Annotated in this window: 13 protein-coding genes; 3 read left to right on the top strand and 10 right to left on the bottom strand. The window is 72.6% G+C overall.

Features of this window, described 5'->3' with window-relative positions:
• Positions 1-9: 9 nt before the first annotated feature.
• The 3 genes from IMZ35_RS21200 to IMZ35_RS21210 all read right to left on the bottom strand — a co-directional run bounded on the left by IMZ35_RS21200 (position 10) and on the right by IMZ35_RS21210 (position 4,073).
• Positions 10-1,551 carry an ArnT family glycosyltransferase gene (locus IMZ35_RS21200; protein WP_199442873.1) on the bottom strand — a complete coding sequence of 514 codons (1,542 nt, stop codon included), beginning with the start codon at positions 1,549-1,551 and terminating at the stop codon, positions 10-12.
• A 32-nt stretch (positions 1,552-1,583) separates the two neighbouring features.
• Positions 1,584-3,065 (bottom strand): ArnT family glycosyltransferase, encoded by a 1,482-nt coding sequence (locus IMZ35_RS21205; protein ID WP_199442874.1) that lies wholly within the window; start codon positions 3,063-3,065, stop codon positions 1,584-1,586.
• A 138-nt stretch (positions 3,066-3,203) separates the two neighbouring features.
• On the bottom strand, positions 3,204-4,073 hold the full coding sequence (locus tag IMZ35_RS21210; RefSeq protein WP_199442875.1) for an ArsR/SmtB family transcription factor: 870 nt from the start codon (positions 4,071-4,073) through the stop codon (positions 3,204-3,206).
• Between the two features lie 2,131 nt (positions 4,074-6,204).
• Between IMZ35_RS21210 and IMZ35_RS21215 the strand changes: the two genes are divergently transcribed.
• Positions 6,205-8,265, top strand: a complete 2,061-nt coding sequence (locus tag IMZ35_RS21215; RefSeq protein WP_307868521.1) for an eCIS core domain-containing protein — start codon at positions 6,205-6,207, stop codon at positions 8,263-8,265.
• 27 nt (positions 8,266-8,292) lie between these two features.
• Here the strand turns inward: IMZ35_RS21215 and IMZ35_RS31820 are convergent, their stop codons facing one another.
• The 4 genes from IMZ35_RS31820 to IMZ35_RS21235 all read right to left on the bottom strand — a co-directional run bounded on the left by IMZ35_RS31820 (position 8,293) and on the right by IMZ35_RS21235 (position 12,394).
• Positions 8,293-10,509: an ATP-binding protein gene (locus tag IMZ35_RS31820; RefSeq protein WP_307868522.1), complete on the bottom strand. Its 2,217-nt coding sequence runs from the start codon at positions 10,507-10,509 to the stop codon at positions 8,293-8,295.
• Positions 10,510-10,696: 187 nt separating this feature from the next.
• Complete coding sequence (locus tag IMZ35_RS21225) at positions 10,697-11,299, bottom strand: DM13 domain-containing protein (RefSeq protein WP_229372795.1); 603 nt, start codon at positions 11,297-11,299, stop codon at positions 10,697-10,699.
• Between the two features lie 328 nt (positions 11,300-11,627).
• Positions 11,628-11,993 (bottom strand): DUF4345 domain-containing protein, encoded by a 366-nt coding sequence (locus tag IMZ35_RS21230; protein WP_199442877.1) that lies wholly within the window; start codon positions 11,991-11,993, stop codon positions 11,628-11,630.
• Entirely contained in the window at positions 11,990-12,394 is a 405-nt protein-coding gene (locus tag IMZ35_RS21235) for a hypothetical protein (RefSeq protein WP_199442878.1), read from the bottom strand. Before IMZ35_RS21235 ends, IMZ35_RS21230 begins: the two co-directional genes overlap by 4 nt.
• Before the next feature lie 34 nt (positions 12,395-12,428).
• Here IMZ35_RS21235 and IMZ35_RS21240 point away from each other — a divergent pair, with 34 nt between their 5' ends.
• Together IMZ35_RS21240 and IMZ35_RS21245 are read left to right on the top strand one after the other, a co-directional pair.
• Complete coding sequence (locus IMZ35_RS21240; RefSeq protein WP_199442879.1) at positions 12,429-13,187, top strand: helix-turn-helix transcriptional regulator; 759 nt, start codon at positions 12,429-12,431, stop codon at positions 13,185-13,187.
• A gap of 302 nt (positions 13,188-13,489) precedes the next feature.
• Entirely contained in the window at positions 13,490-14,050 is a 561-nt protein-coding gene (locus IMZ35_RS21245; RefSeq protein WP_199442880.1) for an EF-hand domain-containing protein, read from the top strand.
• A 186-nt stretch (positions 14,051-14,236) separates the two neighbouring features.
• Here the strand turns inward: IMZ35_RS21245 and IMZ35_RS21250 are convergent, their stop codons facing one another.
• The 3 genes from IMZ35_RS21250 to IMZ35_RS21260 all read right to left on the bottom strand — a co-directional run bounded on the left by IMZ35_RS21250 (position 14,237) and on the right by IMZ35_RS21260 (position 17,337).
• A complete protein-coding gene (locus IMZ35_RS21250; protein ID WP_199442881.1) occupies positions 14,237-14,968 on the bottom strand; it encodes a ZIP family metal transporter in 732 nt (243 codons plus the stop codon).
• Between the two features lie 160 nt (positions 14,969-15,128).
• Positions 15,129-16,259: a hypothetical protein gene (locus IMZ35_RS21255; RefSeq protein ID WP_199442882.1), complete on the bottom strand. Its 1,131-nt coding sequence runs from the start codon at positions 16,257-16,259 to the stop codon at positions 15,129-15,131.
• A 1-nt stretch (position 16,260) separates the two neighbouring features.
• Positions 16,261-17,337 (bottom strand): C39 family peptidase, encoded by a 1,077-nt coding sequence (locus IMZ35_RS21260; RefSeq protein ID WP_199442883.1) that lies wholly within the window; start codon positions 17,335-17,337, stop codon positions 16,261-16,263.
• Positions 17,338-17,442 lie beyond the last annotated feature (105 nt).

The raw sequence follows: 17,442 nt of genomic DNA on the forward strand, positions 1-17,442 counted from the left end.
CGCGCGGGCTCAGAGGTAGGCGCCCAGGTGCCGGTAGCCGGGCCACGACCGGCTCCACGGCTCCGTGCGGCCGCGGCACACGGAGACCACCCGTCCCTGTTCCGGGTTCTCCACCGCGAGCCCGTTGTCGATGCGCGCCACGACCTCGCACCGGACGAAGTCGTCCCGGAGCAGCTCCTCGTCGACGCCGAGCGAGATCACCACGTCCGCGCTCTCCGGCGGAGGCCCCCAGGCGTGCAGCTCGTTGTGTCCGCTGTAGACGGCGGGAACCCTCCCCTCGCCGTAGAGGTCGAGCGCTCCCGCCTGGCCGAAGTTCTCGGCCAGGACCACGGCCCGATCCCGCTCCGCGTCCGGCAGCTGCCGGTAGACCTGCGCGACCTGGTCCACGAGCGGCTGCCAGCCGACGCTCTCCAGCTGCATGCTCGCCAGCTGCCAGCGGGCCAGCGAGGACTCCGGCAGCACCGGCAGTCCCAGGTAGACCTGGAAGGCGGTGGTCAGCACGAGTCCCAGGGCGACGGGCGCCTGACGGAGCCGGCGATCGCCGACCCACCGGTCCAGCGCCACGCACCCGGCGATGAGCAGGGCGATCAGGAATCCCCCCGTGTAGTCGGGCCGGCCGCCCTCGATGTAGAGCGCGGCGGCGGTGGCGACCAGGTAGCCCACGCCGATCGCCCGCACCGGGCGCCACGTCCGGTCGCTCAGCAGCCGGTAGAGGCCGAACAACCACACCGCGGTCAGCAACGGTCCCAGTTGCAGGAGCAGGTTGGTGGCGAACATCGCGCGGTTGTCCGCGCCGTCGAGCTCGCCCAGCGCCCGCGCCATCTGCAACTGCGGGAAGTCGTTGAGGACCTGGTACACGAGGTTCGGCGCACCGATCAGCAGCGCCAGGCCCACGCCCAGGTAGAGCCGCCGGTCGCGGAACGCCGAACGCGGCCCCACGAGCAGCAGCCCCAGCAGCAGACAGACCGGGAGCAGCAGGACCATGAACTTGGCGTGCAGGGCCAGGCCCACGACCGCGCCGGCGACCAACCAGTACCGGCCGTCCCCGCGCAGCAACGCCCTGGTGGCGCACAGCAGCACCACGCACGTGGCCGCGGTGTCGACGCTGCTGGTGAGGACCCAGTGCCCGAAGGTGAGCACCAACGTGGACGTGCCGACGCAGAACGCGGTGAGCAGCTGGGCACGTCGTCCGCCGCCGAGCTCGGCCGCGATCGTCGCGCACACCACGACGATCACCGCGGCGCAGATCGCGGCGGGCAGCCGCACGCCCCAGGGCGTGTCGCCGAACAACCACCTCGAAGCGTGCACCAGGGTGGGCAGCAGCGGCGGCTGGTCGACGTAGCCCCAGGCCGGTCCCCGCTCGCCCAGCAGCCGGAAGTACAGCTCGTCGGCGTGGTAGTCGTAGCGGCCCGCGAAGGCGAGCAGGGTCGCGAGCACGCCCGCGGCCACGGCCACGACCGGTCGCACGGCCACCGGCCGGTGCGGCGCGTCGGTGTCGTCCGCCGTCCGGGCGGGGCGGGGTGGTCCGGCTGTGTCCCGTGCGGTCGTCACGGCGCATCACGTCCTGTTCGGTGGTCAGCGGGTCAGCCGCTGAGGTAGTGGTAGGCGGGCCACGACTGCGCCCAGGGCTCCGATCGGCCGCGGCACACCGTGATCGGCATCCCCTGTTCGGCGTTGTCCAGACCGACACCGTTGTCCACGTGGTCCACGACGTCGCAGCGGTGGAAGTCGCTGGTCAGCCGGTCGTCGGTGAAGCCGACCGCGACGACCACGTCGGCGTGCTCGGGCGGCGGCCCCCACGAGTGCAACTCGTTGTGTCCGCTGTGGACCGTCGGCAGGTCCTGGCCGAAGCGGTCGAGAGCGCCCGCTTCGCCGATGTTGTGCGCGAGCACGACCGCGCGGTGCCGTTCACCGGGCGGCAGGGACCGGTACGCCCGCGTCACGCCCTCCGCCAGTTCCGGCCAGCCCACGCTCTCGGTGGAGATGTTGTTCACCGGCACCGCCGACAGCGCGCGCTCGGGCAGCACCGGGAGCGCCAGCACCACCTGCAGCGCCGAGGTCCCGGCGAACGCGACCGCCAGCGGAGCGATCCGCCGTCCCCGGCCGGACCAGCGGTCCAGCGCGACGCACCCGGCCGCGAACAACCCGATCAGCACGCCACCGACGTAGTCGGGCCGGCCACCCCCCACGACCGTCAGCACCAGCGCGACCAGCGCAGCCACGCCCACCGCGCGCACGGCGCGATCGCGCAGCAGCCGCACGCACCCGGCCACGCACACCACGGCCGCCAGCGGTCCGAGCACCAGCAGCAGGGTCGGCAGGAAGATCACCCGGTTGAAGCTCCCGTCGGTGGCGCCGAGGGCTTCCGCCATGCGCAGTTGCGGGAAGTCGTTGACGACCTGGTACACCAGGTTCGGGGCACCCAGCAGCAGGGCGACCGCGACACCCGCCAGGAACCGGCGGTCCACCAGCATCCGGCGCGGACCCACCAGCGCCAGTGCGACGACGAGGGACACGGGCAGCAGCAGCACGACGTACTTGGCGTAGGAGGCGATCCCGCACACCGCCCCCGCCGCGACCCACCACCGGTCGTCGCCGCGCACCAGCGCACGCACGACGAACAGCAGGACCGCGCACCAGGCGACCACGTCCAACGTGGTCGTGACCATGACGTGCCCGACGCTGAGCACCAGGAACGACGTGCTCAGGCCGAGTGCGGCGAACACCCGCGCCCGCGGCGAGCCGCCCAGCTCCGCGGTGATCATCGCGCCCAGCACCACCACCGCGGCGGCGCACAGCGCGGCCGGAACTCGGACGGCCACCACCGTGTCGCCGAACAGGACGATCGACGAGCGCACGACGGCGGGAGTCAGCGGTGGCTGGTCGGTGTAGCCCCAGGCGAACCCGCGGTTGCCGAGCAACCGGTAGTACAGCTCGTCGACGTTGTAGCCGTACCGGGCCGAGAGGAGCACCTGGACCAGGGCCACTCCGCCCGCCAGGCAGACGACCACCGCTCGCGCGTGGCGCGACGCGGTGGCCGTCCGGTCAGCAGAATTGGAAAGCACGCCCGTGATCCCCTTGCCGCACAATGCTCTCGACTCGTCGCGGGACGACTTCTCCGTCCCGGTTCCGGAGTCTTGCCGCTCGGGAACGCCTCAGCCATCTGTTTGACTCGTCGGCGAAGTGAGCGCGAGCGGCGGCCGTCAGACCACGCGCGCGACGTCGCCCGTCGACGCACCCACCAGTTCGCGTTGCAGCAGGGCCACGCCCAACGAGGTGAGCGTGTGCAGCGCGGTGTTGCGGGTGCGCGTCGTCGTCACCAGTCCCGCCTTGCGCAGCACCGTGGCGTGCTTGCTGGCCCCGGCCAGGGAGATGCCCAGACGTTGCGCCAGCACGCCGGTGGTGCAGCTCTCGGTCAGGGCGAACAGCGCGGCGGAACGGGTCGCCCCGATGAGCGCGGCGAGCACCTGTTCGCTGGGCTCCCAGTCGTCGGCCGAGTGGGCGAGCGCGTACGCGCCGCTCTGGATCGGGAAGATCACGGCCGGCAGACCGGTCTCCCTCTCCCGCGGTATCACCAGCGGGCCGTCGAGCAGGAAGGCCGACGGGCACAGCAGCATGCCACGCCCGCCCAGTCCGATCTCCCCGTCCGGGGCGTCCAGGACCTCCAGCACCGGCGGGTTCCACCGCAGCCGAGGGGACAGGCTCGCGAGCACCGACTCGACCCCGTCGACGATCGCCCTCCGCCCCCGTCTCTCCCGCTCGCTCTCCAGCGTGCTCTGCACCCTGCTCCAGTGGGGCAGCACGGCCACCCGGCAGAAGGCGAACACGACGTCCTCCCCGCCACCGGCCGCCACCGGCCGGGAGCGGCGTCCCAGCAACCACAGCAGGTCGGGAACCGGCCTGCGCTCCTGCACGAGCGAGCGCACGTCGCCCAACCGGTCGCCGAGCCGCAGCGCGGTGCTCCGCCGCCACTTCGCCAGCACCGGGTCCCGGTACCCGGCCGGATCACGGCGCGCGCCGAAGGCGTCCAGGGCGAAAATGCCCTCCGCCACCGGCCCCAGCCCCGAGGTCATGCGTAAACGAGCGAGGTCTTCGAGTGTGAAGAAGATTTTGAGCACAGAAGTCCCCCAGGATCTCTGCAACGCGAAGCCGTCGAGCCCTCGATCACGACGGCACTGAGCCTCTTTTCCAATCCCCTCTTGCCCACCAGTACGACCACACGGTCGAGACAACAATACCCCACCCGCAGACTCGTCTGCATGTTGAAATATTACAGACCGCGATGCGAGGAATGAGACGCATATTCCACGTCGCAGAGAATCGTCGTCTGTCCACCACTCAGCAGAACCGGCCCACCTCGCGATGTGCGCGAATTCCGCCCCTGTGCCGCGCGGGACACGACCAGCCCGCTTCCCCGCAATGAGCCGGTCAGACGAACACCCGTTCACGACCACGGCGAGAACACAATTCCGCAGATCCCGTTCTCGTTCGATCTCACACTCGGAAACACGATTCGTCGCACCCCTCGCGCCGGACAGCACCACCGCCACGACGCACCGATCTTCTGCCGCGAGCGCACCGGAGGACGAAGCGAAACCGCTGTCCCGCTCCGACGACGTGCGGAACCTCAGAACCCCGCAGCGGTCGGCGAGCGGCGCTGATCCTGAACCGCGGGCCACCGAAGTCCGCGATCACGACCGCCGCGCTCGATTCCCGCCCGACCCGATTCCGGCGTCCGGGCGCCGAGCCGGTCGGCGTCCGGACGCCGGATCCGACACCGCCGAGCGAGGAGACGCACCCCCGGTCGTCCAATCTTTCCCGACCCGCGAAGATCGAGTTCGCGGCTTCCGGCGGTGTGGCCGAGCCGCGCGCGGAGTCGTCTTCCCTGGTAGAGCGACGAGACCGTTGGCCGGAAAGCAGGCAGACCCGTCCCCCCGAGTCGGCCGCCGGCGCGAACCGCGTCGCCGTGCCGGTTCCGTCGACGTCCACCCACCGGATCGGTCGAGCGAATCGGCACGGAGAACAGTCTCCGCGGGCTGTCGGAAGTCGTTCGCGTGGTCCGGCCCGCACATCAGACCGCCGCTGGCGCGCAATCATCGGCCGGTGCGCCGAGAATCGGTCGCCGGCATGCCGAAGACGCGGTCCGGTCACGAGTTCGGACGGGTCGGCCGTGGTGGCACGATTTGTCGGAGCCGTGCGATCGGCGGCGGTCGCGATGGGAGACGCGGCGGTTCAGCACCGATACCGGCGGTGGTCGTCGAGGACGAGCGGTCACCGGAGGTTTCGCGTCTGACGGCGTCGGCGAACCGTTCAGCGCGGCAATCGTCCGGGGACGGCGTCGCGCACGCCGACAATCTCGTCCGCACCGGCGACGGTACGGCCGAGACAGCACGGAGCAGCGGTCGCGCGCCCGCGCTCAGGCCGATCGGCACGACGCGGTCGCCGGTCCTGCTGCTCCGACCGGCGCATCCGGACGTGCCCGACGCGTGCACGTCGTTGCGCCTGTTGCCCGCGAGGAACGGCGACGCACGACGGAAAGTTCCCACCCCGTTCATCTCCGTCTCGGGTCAGAGCCCGACGGGTCGGGAGCGCGCCCGGTGATCGTGGACCCGTTGTACGGGGGCCTGCTCGTCCTGCGGCACGAGCACGCGGTCCTCGGCGGTGCGACGAGTCGAGTCCACGGTGGACTCGCGGAGCGACCCGGTTCACCCGAGCCCTCGTGCTCGTGGCCCAGGAGCGGGACCGCACCGCACGTCGCCACCGGTCCTCTGTGGACGCGTTGTCGTGTCCACCACGAGTGTCGCCGCGACGGGCGCGTCCCACGCCGCCCCGCCCCGGCCGAGCAGGTGCTCGTCGAGCGGGGTCTCCCGTGCTCGACGCGCCGGCCGAGCGGGGCGACCTGGTCCACGCCGTCGTCCAGGCGTTTCGGCGGGTCCTCGACCGACCGGGTGGGCCTGCCGCGCGGAGGGCGCGCGGCCGACGACAGCGCCAGCGGCAGGCGCGGGTCGCCGATCGGGCGGCGGATCGACCTCGGGAAGCGCTTCCGGCACGCGCGTCCCCCGTTCCACGACGTGCCAGCACGTCGAGGGCGTGATCAGGACGGGAACTCGACGTGCCGGGGGCACGTTCGGGCAACTCGTGTCACCCGCGTGTGGCCCGCGGGGCCTGTCACCGACCCGCCGCGGGGCGGTAGGCAGGTGGTCGGTGCCCACGACCCCACCGCAGGAGGCGACCGTGCACGACCAGGACAAGCCGCAGCAGGCCGCTCGACCACCGCAGACCTCCACACCCCGCGACAGCACCGGGGTGCCCACCGGCCCGGCGGCGCTGCTCGCGCTGCAACGCAGCATCGGCAACGCCGCCGTCGCCAGGACGTTCGACGCGTCCGCCGTGCAGCGGTCCACCGAGCAGCGGTCCGCCGTGCACGACGTCCTGCGCTCCGCGGGCCGACCGCTCGGCACCCCGGTCCGCACCGAGATGGAAGCCAGGCTGGGCGCCGACTTCTCCGACGTCCGCGTGCACACCGACGACGCCGCCCGCCGTTCGGCGACCGAACTCGGCGCCCACGCCTACACCTCCGGCAACCACGTCGTGATCGGGACCGGAGGCGGCGACCGCCACACGCTCGCCCACGAACTGACCCACGTCGTCCAGCAGCGCAGCGGCCCCGTCTCGGCCACACCGATCGGCGACGGCCTGTCGGTCTCCGACCCCGGCGACGTCCACGAACGCGCGGCCGAGGCCAACGCCCGCCGCGTCATGGCGGGCCCCGTCCCGACCGCCCGCGACGGCGAGCACCAGGGCCACGACCACTCCGTCCAGCGCGCCCCCGTCGTCCAGCGGATGACGATGGACGACTTCGACCAGGTGCTCGCCCAGCACGGGCTGACGAACGACCCCGACTTCATCACCTTCTTCGAGATCAAGCGCGGCCGCACGGACCCCGCCGCCGTCGTCGCCGATCCCGCACCGGCGTCGGCGAACCGGCTCCAGCAGTTCGTGCAGCACGACGACGTGGACGTGGCGCAGCTGACCGGCTACATCACCGAGTACCAGCAGGGCGCGGTCGGCACCCGCAGCCAGCCGGCGACCGTCGCGAACCCGAGAGTCGCCGGCTTGGAGATGGAGATGCGCAACGCGGTGCTGACCCTGGAACCCGGCATGAGCAACGGCCAGGAGATCGCTCACACCGGGGCCACGACCGACGTCGGCGGGATCCCGGTGATGACACTGGTGATCGAGGGCATGAACCCCGGCGATCCCGGCATGGAGCTGGTCTACGGGCCGCTTCCCGTGGACGAGTACCAGAACCCGAACCTCGTCAGCGCGCGCGACAAGCTCAAGAGGGCCATCCAGAAGCCCGGTACGGCGACGCAGATGGTGAGCTCCTACAACAAGTCCCTGAGCCCCTCGGAGCAGCGGTACCGCCTGGAGGTCGGTCCGCACCCGCAGCGGAAGAAGAAGCAGACGCCGACTCCCCGGATCAGTGCGCAGACCAACGTCTCGACCCGGTACGCCAAGGTCGGAGCCCAGGACTCCGTCCCGGAGCGGGACTTCAGCGCGTTCTACGAGAGCACGAAGGACCGACAGATGTACGTCAGGGCCAGGTCGGAGGCGGCCCGTCTGGTCGGCTCGATCACGACGAACTGGGCCACTCACCACGAGGCCGCCGCTGGACCGCTCAACCGCACCCCGTACCTCCCGTCGCTGCTCACCCACCTGATCCACCAGGAAGCCCTGTACCTCAACTTCGAGCTGGACCGGGCGGTGGTGGAACGCGACGACAAGCACCACTTCCACGCCCTGTTCAAGATCAGCCCGCAGGACGCCGTGATGACGATCCTCACCGACGACGACGCGCGGCTCCTCCTCGCCTGGCTGGTCCGGACGAGGGCCACGCCCCTGTCCGCCGCGGTGCTGGCCACGTTCGGGACGCTCTCCAGCACGCGGACGAACGTGACCCTCGACGCCCAGCCGATCTACGACCAGCTGGTCGACGTGCTGGTCGCCCGCCTGCTCGCGAGTCGACAGCTGCTCCGCGAGGCCGACGACACCACCCGCACGTCCCCGGTCCACGGGGCCGGCAGGCAGGTGGGAGAGGTGACCCACGTGCACCCGCGCCCGAGCGCCCGCCTGAAGATCGTCGTCGACGGAACCCGCTACTACTTCGTCGTCGAACAGCGCTCGTCGGCACACCCGATCAACTACAACGCCGAGTCGAACCCTCGGGCGGCGGTGAAGCAGATCAAGGACCTGCAGCGCTGAAGATCCTCCGGTGTCCGAACGAGGTCCTCAGCGGGAGGGTCCGGCACCCCGAACTCCGTCCACGCCCGGCGGGTCGGAGGTCGCGGTTCGCGAGAGAGCCGGTTCTCCTGCTCGGCGCACGACCTGCCCGCCGTCCGCCGAGTCTTCGAGCAGGGCGCGCACAGCGTGCGCGCGGTCGTCGCCGAACCGCTCGAAGACGGCCAGGGCCTCCTCCTCGCACCCGACGGCCCGCGTCGCGTCGCCGAGGTGGCGCAGCGACGTGGCCAGGGTGCGCAGGACTGCGGCGCGGTGGCGCGGGTCGCCGCGCAGCGATTCCCCGGCCAGCGCCCGCTCGCACAGCGCGACCGCCTCGGCGTGCGCGCCCGTGCTCTGCCGCACCTGAGCCAGGCGGTGCACCGCGTAGGGCGCGACGTCCTGGTCGTCGTCGTCCTGGACGAGCGCGAGGCCGCGCTCGGCGTGGTGCAGCGCCCGGTCGTGCTCGCCAGCCCCGAGGGCCGCGGCGCTGAGGTTGTACTCGACGAATCCCTCCAGACGCCCGCCGAAAAGGCCGGTGCTCAGCGGCAGCGCCGCCAGCAGGTGCTCCCGTGCCTCGGCGAACCCGCCCCGCTCCACGCACACCCAGCCGAGGTTGCTCAGCACCTCCGCCCTCAGGTGCGGGTCGTCGAGTTCGGTGGCCAGCGCCAGCGCGCCCCGGAGGACCTCCTCCGCCTCCCGCGACCGGCCTGCGCCCTGGTGGGTGTGCGCCAGCCGCTGCAGCAGGTTGCACTCGACCACCCTGTTGCCGATGGCGCGAGCGGCGGCCAGGCCCAGGTCGCAGACCTCGAGGGCGACGTCCCAGTACCCCCGCAGGTACAGGGCGTTCGCGGCGGTGCTCGCCAGCAGGACGGTCAGCCGGGGCAGCTCGTGGCGTGCGGTGGCGCGGATGGCGTCGACGACGTTGGCCCACTCCAGTTGCACCCACGCCCACGCCGAGGCGACGTCGGCGAAGGCGATCCCCTGCTCGGTGCGCAGGTCCACCTCGGCGCCGACGTGCCGGTCGACCGCGTGGGGGAGGATGAGCCGGTAGGCGGTGCGGACGTGGTGGGCGTACCACTCCAGCAGGTTCCGGCGGGCGAGTTCGCGCTCGTGCGGGCCGTCGTCGTGCTCCGCGCGGTCGGTGGCGTAGGCGTGCAACAGGTCGTGGAAGCGGTAGCGGTCGCGGTCGACCCTCTCGACCAGGTGGCTGTCCGCCAGGGCGTCGAGCGCCCGCCGGACGTCCTCCAGGGGCAAGCCGGACACCGCCGCGGCGGCGTGCGCGCCGAACTCAGGACCGGGGTGCAGTCCCAGCCGTCGCAGCACCCGCGCCTGCTCGACGGTGAGCCTCAGGTAGGACCAGTTGAACACGGCGAGCACCGCGCCGCGGGGGTCGGCCGGGACGCTCAGCACCCCCCACCGGTCCCGGCTCAGCTCAGCAACCAGGTCGGCGACCGTGAGGTGGGGCTGGGTCTCCGCACGGCTCGCAGCGACGCGCAGCGCCAGCGGCAGCCGCGCGCAGGCCCGGATCAACCCCGTCACCGCCTCGGGCTCGGCGTCCACCCGGCGCGGTCCGAGGACCGCCCGCACCAGCTCCAGCGACTCCCGCTCGGTGCACAGGTCCAGCGGCACGCGGGTCGCGCCCTCGCTGACCACCAGCCCCGCCAGGCCGCCGCGACCGGTCACCACCACAGCGCACCCCGCCGCACCGGGCAGCAGGGGGCGCACCTGTTCGACGCTGTCGGCGTCGTCCAGCACGACGAGGACCCGCCGCCCCGCCAGCACCGACCGGTACAACCCCGCACGCGCCTCCAACTCGGCGGGCACCCACTCCGAAGCCACCCCGAGCGCGCTCAGGAACCCACCGAGCACATCACCGGGGGCCGCCGGGCCAGCGGGGTGGTGACCGCGCAGGCACGTGTACAGCGTGCCGTCGCGAAAGAGGCGCTGTGCCAGGTGCGCCCACTGCACGGCCAACGCGGTCTTGCCCACACCGGCCGGACCGTCGACCACCGCGACCACCACCGAAGCCGCGCTCGCCCCCTCGCCCGGCACCAGGGCGTCGAGCGCGGCCAGGTGCTCGACCCGACCGGTGAAGTCCCGCACCGTCAGCGGCAACTGCCGGGGGACCGGGTGCTGCTCCGCCGGACCCGGCCCGGTCAGCGAGACACGTCCGATCGACCCGGCCTGCACGACGTGCCCCGTCACCGAGCCGCTGACCTCGTTCCGCACCTGATCATCCTGCCGTCCGGAGGACGTGCGCCCCGGTCCGCGCAACCGACACCACCCTCACGGAGCAGCGCCGGTGACACGATCGGGCGCCGGGCGTCGGCATCCGCGACGAGCACACCACGCCGCCCGGCCCGCACGGACGGAGTTCTCGGCGAGCACCGGGCCGTCAGCCCCGGCGGAACCGGCCCTAGAGGGTCAGGGGGGCGGAGCCGAAGGCGACGTCGAAGCGGTCGCACCAGACGACGACGCTGCGCAGGCCGGTGAGGTCGGCGTCGGCGGGGATGGCGTAGTTCTGGTTGCCGTCGGTGGCCTTCATCGGGCCGAGCGTCAGGTGGCGGCCGTCGTCGTACTTGCCCCACTCGCCGCCCGCGGTCGCGTCGGAGAGCCAGATGTGCAGGTCGGGACCGTCGGAGGTGGAGAAGCCCTCCAACCGCAGGATGCGCGCGTCCCCGCTGCCCAGCACGCTGGCGGTGCCGTGCGTCTCGTGCTCCTGGGTGACGAAGTCGCCCGCGGCCAGCACGGTCGGCTCGGCCGCGGTGGTCGCGGTCGCAGTCGCGGTCGTGGGTTCCGGTGACGACTCGCGGGTCACGGGTCCGCTGCTCGTCGGAACGGCGAACCCGCTGGGCAGGGCCTCGTTCACCTCGCTGCGCGTCCACAGCTTCCACGGCTGGAAGGCCCACATCCCCACGACGACGGCCACCACGACGAACGCCGACACCGCCCAGATCACCTTCTTGCGCACCAGATCGCGCACCGTTCCCCCTCCGATCAGCATCTCGGCCACCGGCATCGCCGATCACCGGCTCGACGATCCATCCTGCTCGACCGGTGGTGTCCTCGACGTGATCTCGACGAGCACCGGACGAGCCGTCCACGCCCGGCTGCCGATCGGGTGAGCCGGTACACCCGCACGCCGGATCGCGCCCGGTCTCGACACCGGTCCGGGCCCTGCGAGGTCGGCACCGGCGACCCGAGAAGTCGCGGACGGTGGACCACACGGGCCGGGAGCGGCCCGCGCCCGCGGCATCGCCGACGCTCTGCCCGATCCGGATTCCCCACCGGGGCAGCGAGCGGCGCCGCACGCGTCCTGCTCGGGTCGTGATGCGCTGACAGCGCCGTCAGGCGGTGACGAGCAGGAGACCGGCGGCGACCGCCTCGACGCAGCAGTAGAACCAGACCGGGTAGAAGCGCGTCGGCCGGTCGACGACACGGGACACCACTCGGCCTGCGGCCATCCCGGCGAGCGCGAACGCGACGGTGACCACCGCACCGCGCTTGAGGTCGCCGTCCTGAGGGGTGGCGAGGAGGAGCACTGCGGCGACGGCGACCCCGAACCCGCCGTAGACCGCCCGGATCTCGGAGCGGCTCTCCGGTGTGTCCGCGGTCAGCCGGAACGGCCGGACCAGCGCGGCGGGTGCGGCGAGCGCGTAGACGCCCATGCCCAGGAAGAAGATGCTCACGGCGACGGGCACGACCGCGGTCACGTCCGCTCCCGACCGAGTCGCGCACCGGCGACCGGCACCGGAAGGCCCACGACGTCCGCCGGGGCCACTCCGGTCAGCGCACCGTTCCCCCCTGCGGTCGTCATCGCGAGCGCGGTGACGCCACCGAAGCCGACCGCGCCGGTGGTGACAGCGCTGGTGGTGACAGTGCTGGTGGTGACAGTGCTGGTGGTGACAGCCGCCGCACGCAGGTGCGGACGGAGGGCCGACGGCAGGGCGAGCAGCGGGGCACGGTGCCGCATCGGCGTCTCCGGGTCCGGGCCCGCGACGTCGACGTCGCGGGCGGTGCCGGCCGGGGCAGGAGTCACCGCACCCGCGCCGGGTACCGGGTCGAGCAGTTCCGCCGCCACGAGCGCACTCCGCCCGGCTCCTCGTCTCAGCACGTTCGCTCCTCTCGCCGTGTGCCAGCATGCCGGGATGAACGAGGTGGCGCTTCCAGAAACGTGCTGTCCGACGGTGTGGGTCCGCCTCGGCAGGGCGGCGTACCTGGGGCCGTCGCTGCGGTTGCGCGAACACTCCGGTTCGGTGCACTGCTTCGCGCTGGGCGTCGACGCCCCGTTCACCATCCACGTCGACGGCGCCGGGATGCGGCAGGCGCGCACCGCGCTCGTCCCGCCCCGCACCCGGCACCGGCTGGTCGCCGAGCACGGCCGCGTGCTGTTCGCCCACGTGGACCCGGGTTCGGCCTGGGTGAGGAGGACCAGCGCCCGCATGACCACCCGGCTGGGTCCGGCGGTCCAACTGGGACACAGCGACGAACTCGCTCTGGCGCAGCGGCTTCGCGACTCGGCCGCACCGGATCCGCTGGCCCTGCTGTGCCTCCTGACCGACACCGGCGACGAGCGGGACGAACGCGTCCGCGCCGCGCTGGCACTCCTGCGCGCCCACCCGGACGCGCCGTGGACCGCAGCGCGACTCGCGAACGAGGTGAACCTGTCCGCGTCGCGGTTCCAGCACCTGTTCACCGCGCACACGGGGACGAGCTTCCGCCGCTACCGGCTGTGGGCCCGCATGCTCCACGTCGCGGGCGCGATCAGCAGAGGTCTGGACCTGACCACCGCCGCCACCGCCGCGGGGTTCGCCTCACCGGCCCACTTCAGCGATGCCTTCCGGGCGATGTTCGGCCTCAGCGCCAGCCACCTGCTCACCAGCACCACCCGCGTCCTGGTGTCCTGACACGGCTCGTTCCGCGATGCGCAGACGGCGCTCCGCGGCGCACCGAACGGTCGCGAGGCCGAGCGTCGTGTCCGCATCGGCCGGCGACGAACACCGTGTCGGAGGCGAACACCGCGTCGGAGGCGAGCCCGAGTGCTCCCCCGCCCTCCACGTCCTGCGAGGAGCATGCCGACCTGGCCCGTCACCACGGTGCGACACCATCCGATCGAGCAGCCCCGGCACCTGTTCGGGCGATGACTCGTCACGCCGAACGGCTCCATCCTGTGTGCTGCTCACCTCAACCGATGACCTGCGGAGGGTTCGTGCCGACCAACGACCTGCTCATCGCGAAGATCAACCACGGGTTCGACCACCTGGACGTCGACGGGGACGGGCTGCTCACCGAGCAGGACCACGTCCTGATGGGCCGCAGGGCCGCCGAGTCCCTCGGGCACGAGCCCGACTCGCCGGCGGGGCAGCGCATCGCCGCCGCCTACCTGCGGATCTGGCACGACCTGCACCAGCCGCACATCCCCGGCGGGGGCACGACTCTGTCGCGCGAGCAGTTCGTCGCTTCCACCGGCTCGCTCGCCGACGACCCGCTGGCCGCCAGGGCGAGCATCGGCGCGATGGCCGAGACGTACCTCGACATCGCCGACACCGATGCCGACGGCCGCGTCAGCCCGGCCGAGTTCCTGGCGTTCCAGCGCTGCCACTTCCCGGGCCTGACCGAGGAGGAGGCCGCCGAGGCGTTCGAGCACCTCGACACCGACGACGACGGTTACCTCACCGCCGAGGAGTTCACGCAGGCCGGCGTGGAGTTCTGGTCCAGCACCCTCCCGGACGCCCCCGGCAACTGGTGGATGGGCCGTCCTCCGGTCTGACGCCACCGCACCGCAGCAGATGGCGCGATCTGCTGCGGTGCGCGTCGTCGACGTCATCGGCCCCACGAACGAGCCCTCCCCCCGTGCCCGCCGACAACCCCGTCCGCACAGGTGGAGGGGTACGTGGCCCGTGGCTTCGAAGCGCTCGCGGGCCACGGTCGCCATCCGCTCGTCGAGCGGCACGGGTCAGGCTGCGAGGACGAAGGAGAGGAAGAATCCTCCCGCCGTGGCGAAGGCGTTGACCGGGCGGCCGTGCTCGAACGCCTCCGGCATCAGGGTGTCGGCCAGCGAGGCGATCACCGCCCCGCCGGCGAACGACAGCGCCACGGCCAGCACGGCATCGCTCAGCCCGCCCGCGGCCAGCCTGCCGAGCACCACCGCGGCCGCCAGCAGCAGCGCGCACACCGCCCACGTCGCGATCACGGCTCCCCTGCCCCGTCCCGCCTCGCGCATGGCGACGGCGCCGACCAGCGACTCCGGGAGGTTGGAGAAGAAGATCGCCACGAGCAGCGTCAACGACACCCCGCTCGCCAGCGACACCCCGAGCGCGAGGTTCTCCGGCACCCCGTCCAGGGTCACCGCGGCCAGCAGCGCGAGCCCGACGCCACCGCGGGCACCGGCCTTCGTCACCTCCCGCTGCTCGGGGCCGGAGCGGCCGGTGACGTAGCGGTCCAGGGCGGTGTCCGCGAGCACGAACGCCGCTGCCCCTGCCAGCAGGCCCAGCCCGGACCGCATCGCGCCGCCGAGGTGGAACGCCTCCTCGAACAGCTCGAAGGCCAAGGCGGAGATCAACGCCCCGCTGGCGAACGCGAGCAGGGTCCCGGTGATCCACCGCGGCGGGCGCCACAGCGAGCCCGCGACAGAGCCGATCACCAACGCGCTCGACGCCGCCAAGCCGTACAGCACTGCGGTCAGCATGACAACGATTCTGAACGCAGACGGCCGCCCGCACCACCCACCAGACCGGCGAGGGGTCACCGCTGTCGTGCTGCGCACCGGCCCCCTCGGCGGGCTCGCCGACGAGCACGGCACCGCCGCGCGACCGGCAGCGACGACGTGCGAGCGGCACGGGGCGCACTCACGGCTGCTCCAGGTACCGCGTGCGCACGTAGTAGGGCTCGGCCAGCGTCCGCGCGTTCGAGACCGTCAGCACGCCCTGGCTGCACGCGGGCGGGCGACGACCCGCGTCGCCCTCCGTGCGCAGCACCACCTCGTGCCCCCGGTCGCCGGGCCGCCACCGGCGCACCTCCTGCCACGCCTGCTGCGTCTCCTGGTCCGCCGCGATCCAGTACACGTGCTCGCCACAGGCCACCACCGTGCTGGTGAGGATCGAACCGAAGTCCACGGTGGACACGCCGTCGGTCGCCCTGGCGCGGGAGAAGTCGTACTGGGCCCCGCCGGGGTCGGCCAGTGACGCGACGAAGGTCCACCCGTCGAGCCGCAGCCCTTCCCACGCCCCGCAACCGGTCTCGGGTGCCAGCGGGGTGATGGCGCCGGCGGGGTCGCGCCACCACCGCGACTTGCAGTCCGCGTATCCGGCGCCCCCCGCCTGGAGCCAGGAGAGGCCGTCGCGCACGGCGTCCACCCGCAGGATCGTCGCACCGGCGGGCGCGCAGTGCAGCAGCTCGTCCCGCAGGGTCGCCACGTCCACCGCGACCAGGCAGCTGCGGTCGTCGTGGGACACGGCCGGGAGGACGACGGACCGGCCCCGCTCCGTCATCTGCTCGGACAGCGACAGCGCCTTCACGGTGGTGGGGCGGAAGCGGTCGCGCTGCCCGGTGACGAGGTCGACCCTCCACAGGACGCTCTGGTCCCGATCCGGGTCGGGCGGGCCGGCCTTGGTGTACGAGCCGTCCAGGATCATCGCGTGCCCCTCGAAGAACAGGGCGCGGTAGGCCTGGCGCTGCGGGGCCTCCGGGCTGAACCGGTGCACGACCCGGCCCGTCTCGCGGTGCACGACCAACGAGCGCGAGTCGGGGTCGGTCGTGGGTGCCGACGGGTCCGAGGACAGCGCGTACTCGCGGCCGACGGTCTCGAACGTGCCGCGCCGCTCGGGCGGGACGTCCTCGGCGAACAGGCGCCACGGCGCGGGGTCCGGCGACGGCCGGGTGACGGCCGGTCCGGTGGCGGGCGACGGGGTGGTGCACCCGGCCAGGCCGAGCGCACCACCCGCCACGACGCCCGCGATCAGGGTCGTGATCCGCCGCATCTCACACGCCGATGTTCTTGAACGCGGTGTTCTGCTTCTGCGCCGTCAGCACGTTGGCGGTGCTGGTCTTGAACATGTTCGGCGTGCCGGACCAGGCCGGTTCCGCGATGTTGATCAGATCGCGGCCGCTGCTGAAGTCGTAGCCGGCGCCGACGTCGAAGTGACCGCCGGTCGTCCGGCCGAACGGGTTGAGGTTCGCGGTCCACCTCGGGTGCAGGATGACCGGGGCGCCCCGGTCGATGTGGCGCTTGTAGACGTTGCGGAACTGGGTGTTGGTGTACCTCGCGATGCTCAGCGTCACGTACGCGCCGACCCTGTTGTCCCAGGTGAGGTGACGGTTGGTGACCCGGACCATGTTCGTGATGCTGGTCCCGTTCCGGGTGGTGCCCAGCCTGCTCGCCCACGTCGACGTGGAGTGCCCGCGGTCTCCGCTGGGGTCGTTCCACGCCATGATCGCCATGGTGGTCGGGCCGCAGTAGTAGCCGTTGGGCTGCTTCATCGTCCTGGACGCGGCGATCACGTTGCGGACGCCGGCGGCCCGCTCGACCGGTTCGTCGGGCGGCGCGGTCTCCCACTGCGCCACCTCCGGGTACTTCTGGTGGAAGTCCGCGGGCAGCTCCTGCTCGTCGGCCGCGTACGCGAAGTACCTCACCTTGCCCAGCGCCTCCAGCGCCTCGCGCAGCTCGGCCTGCTCCTCGGCGAAGCGGTCCGCGAAGGGCTTGGCCGCCCACTCGGCGAGCCCGGCGGCCAAGGACGGCTCAGCGACCCCGTCGCCCAGGTCGGGCTCCTGGGCCGCCAGCACCCTCGCGGCCAGCTCCTCGGCGGTCGGCGTCGACTCCTCCCACCCCAGGTGCAGGCAGTAGGTGCTGCCGTCGAACTCGGCGCAGCGCACCGCCACCGCGGCGAGCTGCACGCCGGTCAGCCCGCGGAGCTGGTCGTCGCTCGGAGACCTGTCGAGCAGCGACTGCGCGACGACCGGGACCGAGACCGGGTCGGCGGTCGCCGCCGCGGCCGGTGCGAGACCTGTCGCCACCACCAGCGCGACGAGCGCCGGGACGGTTCTACCGTAGGTGTTCATCGGGTTCCCCCTCTGTGTGCGGATTCGACTCGTGGAGTCGAGCAGTGCCACCGTGGCGGGGACCGGTGAACATCCGCTGCACCGCCGCTGAACCTCGTTCGCCCC

This window comes from Umezawaea beigongshangensis (assembly GCF_016464305.1).
Classification (GTDB): Bacteria; Actinomycetota; Actinomycetes; order Mycobacteriales; family Pseudonocardiaceae; genus Umezawaea_A; species Umezawaea_A beigongshangensis.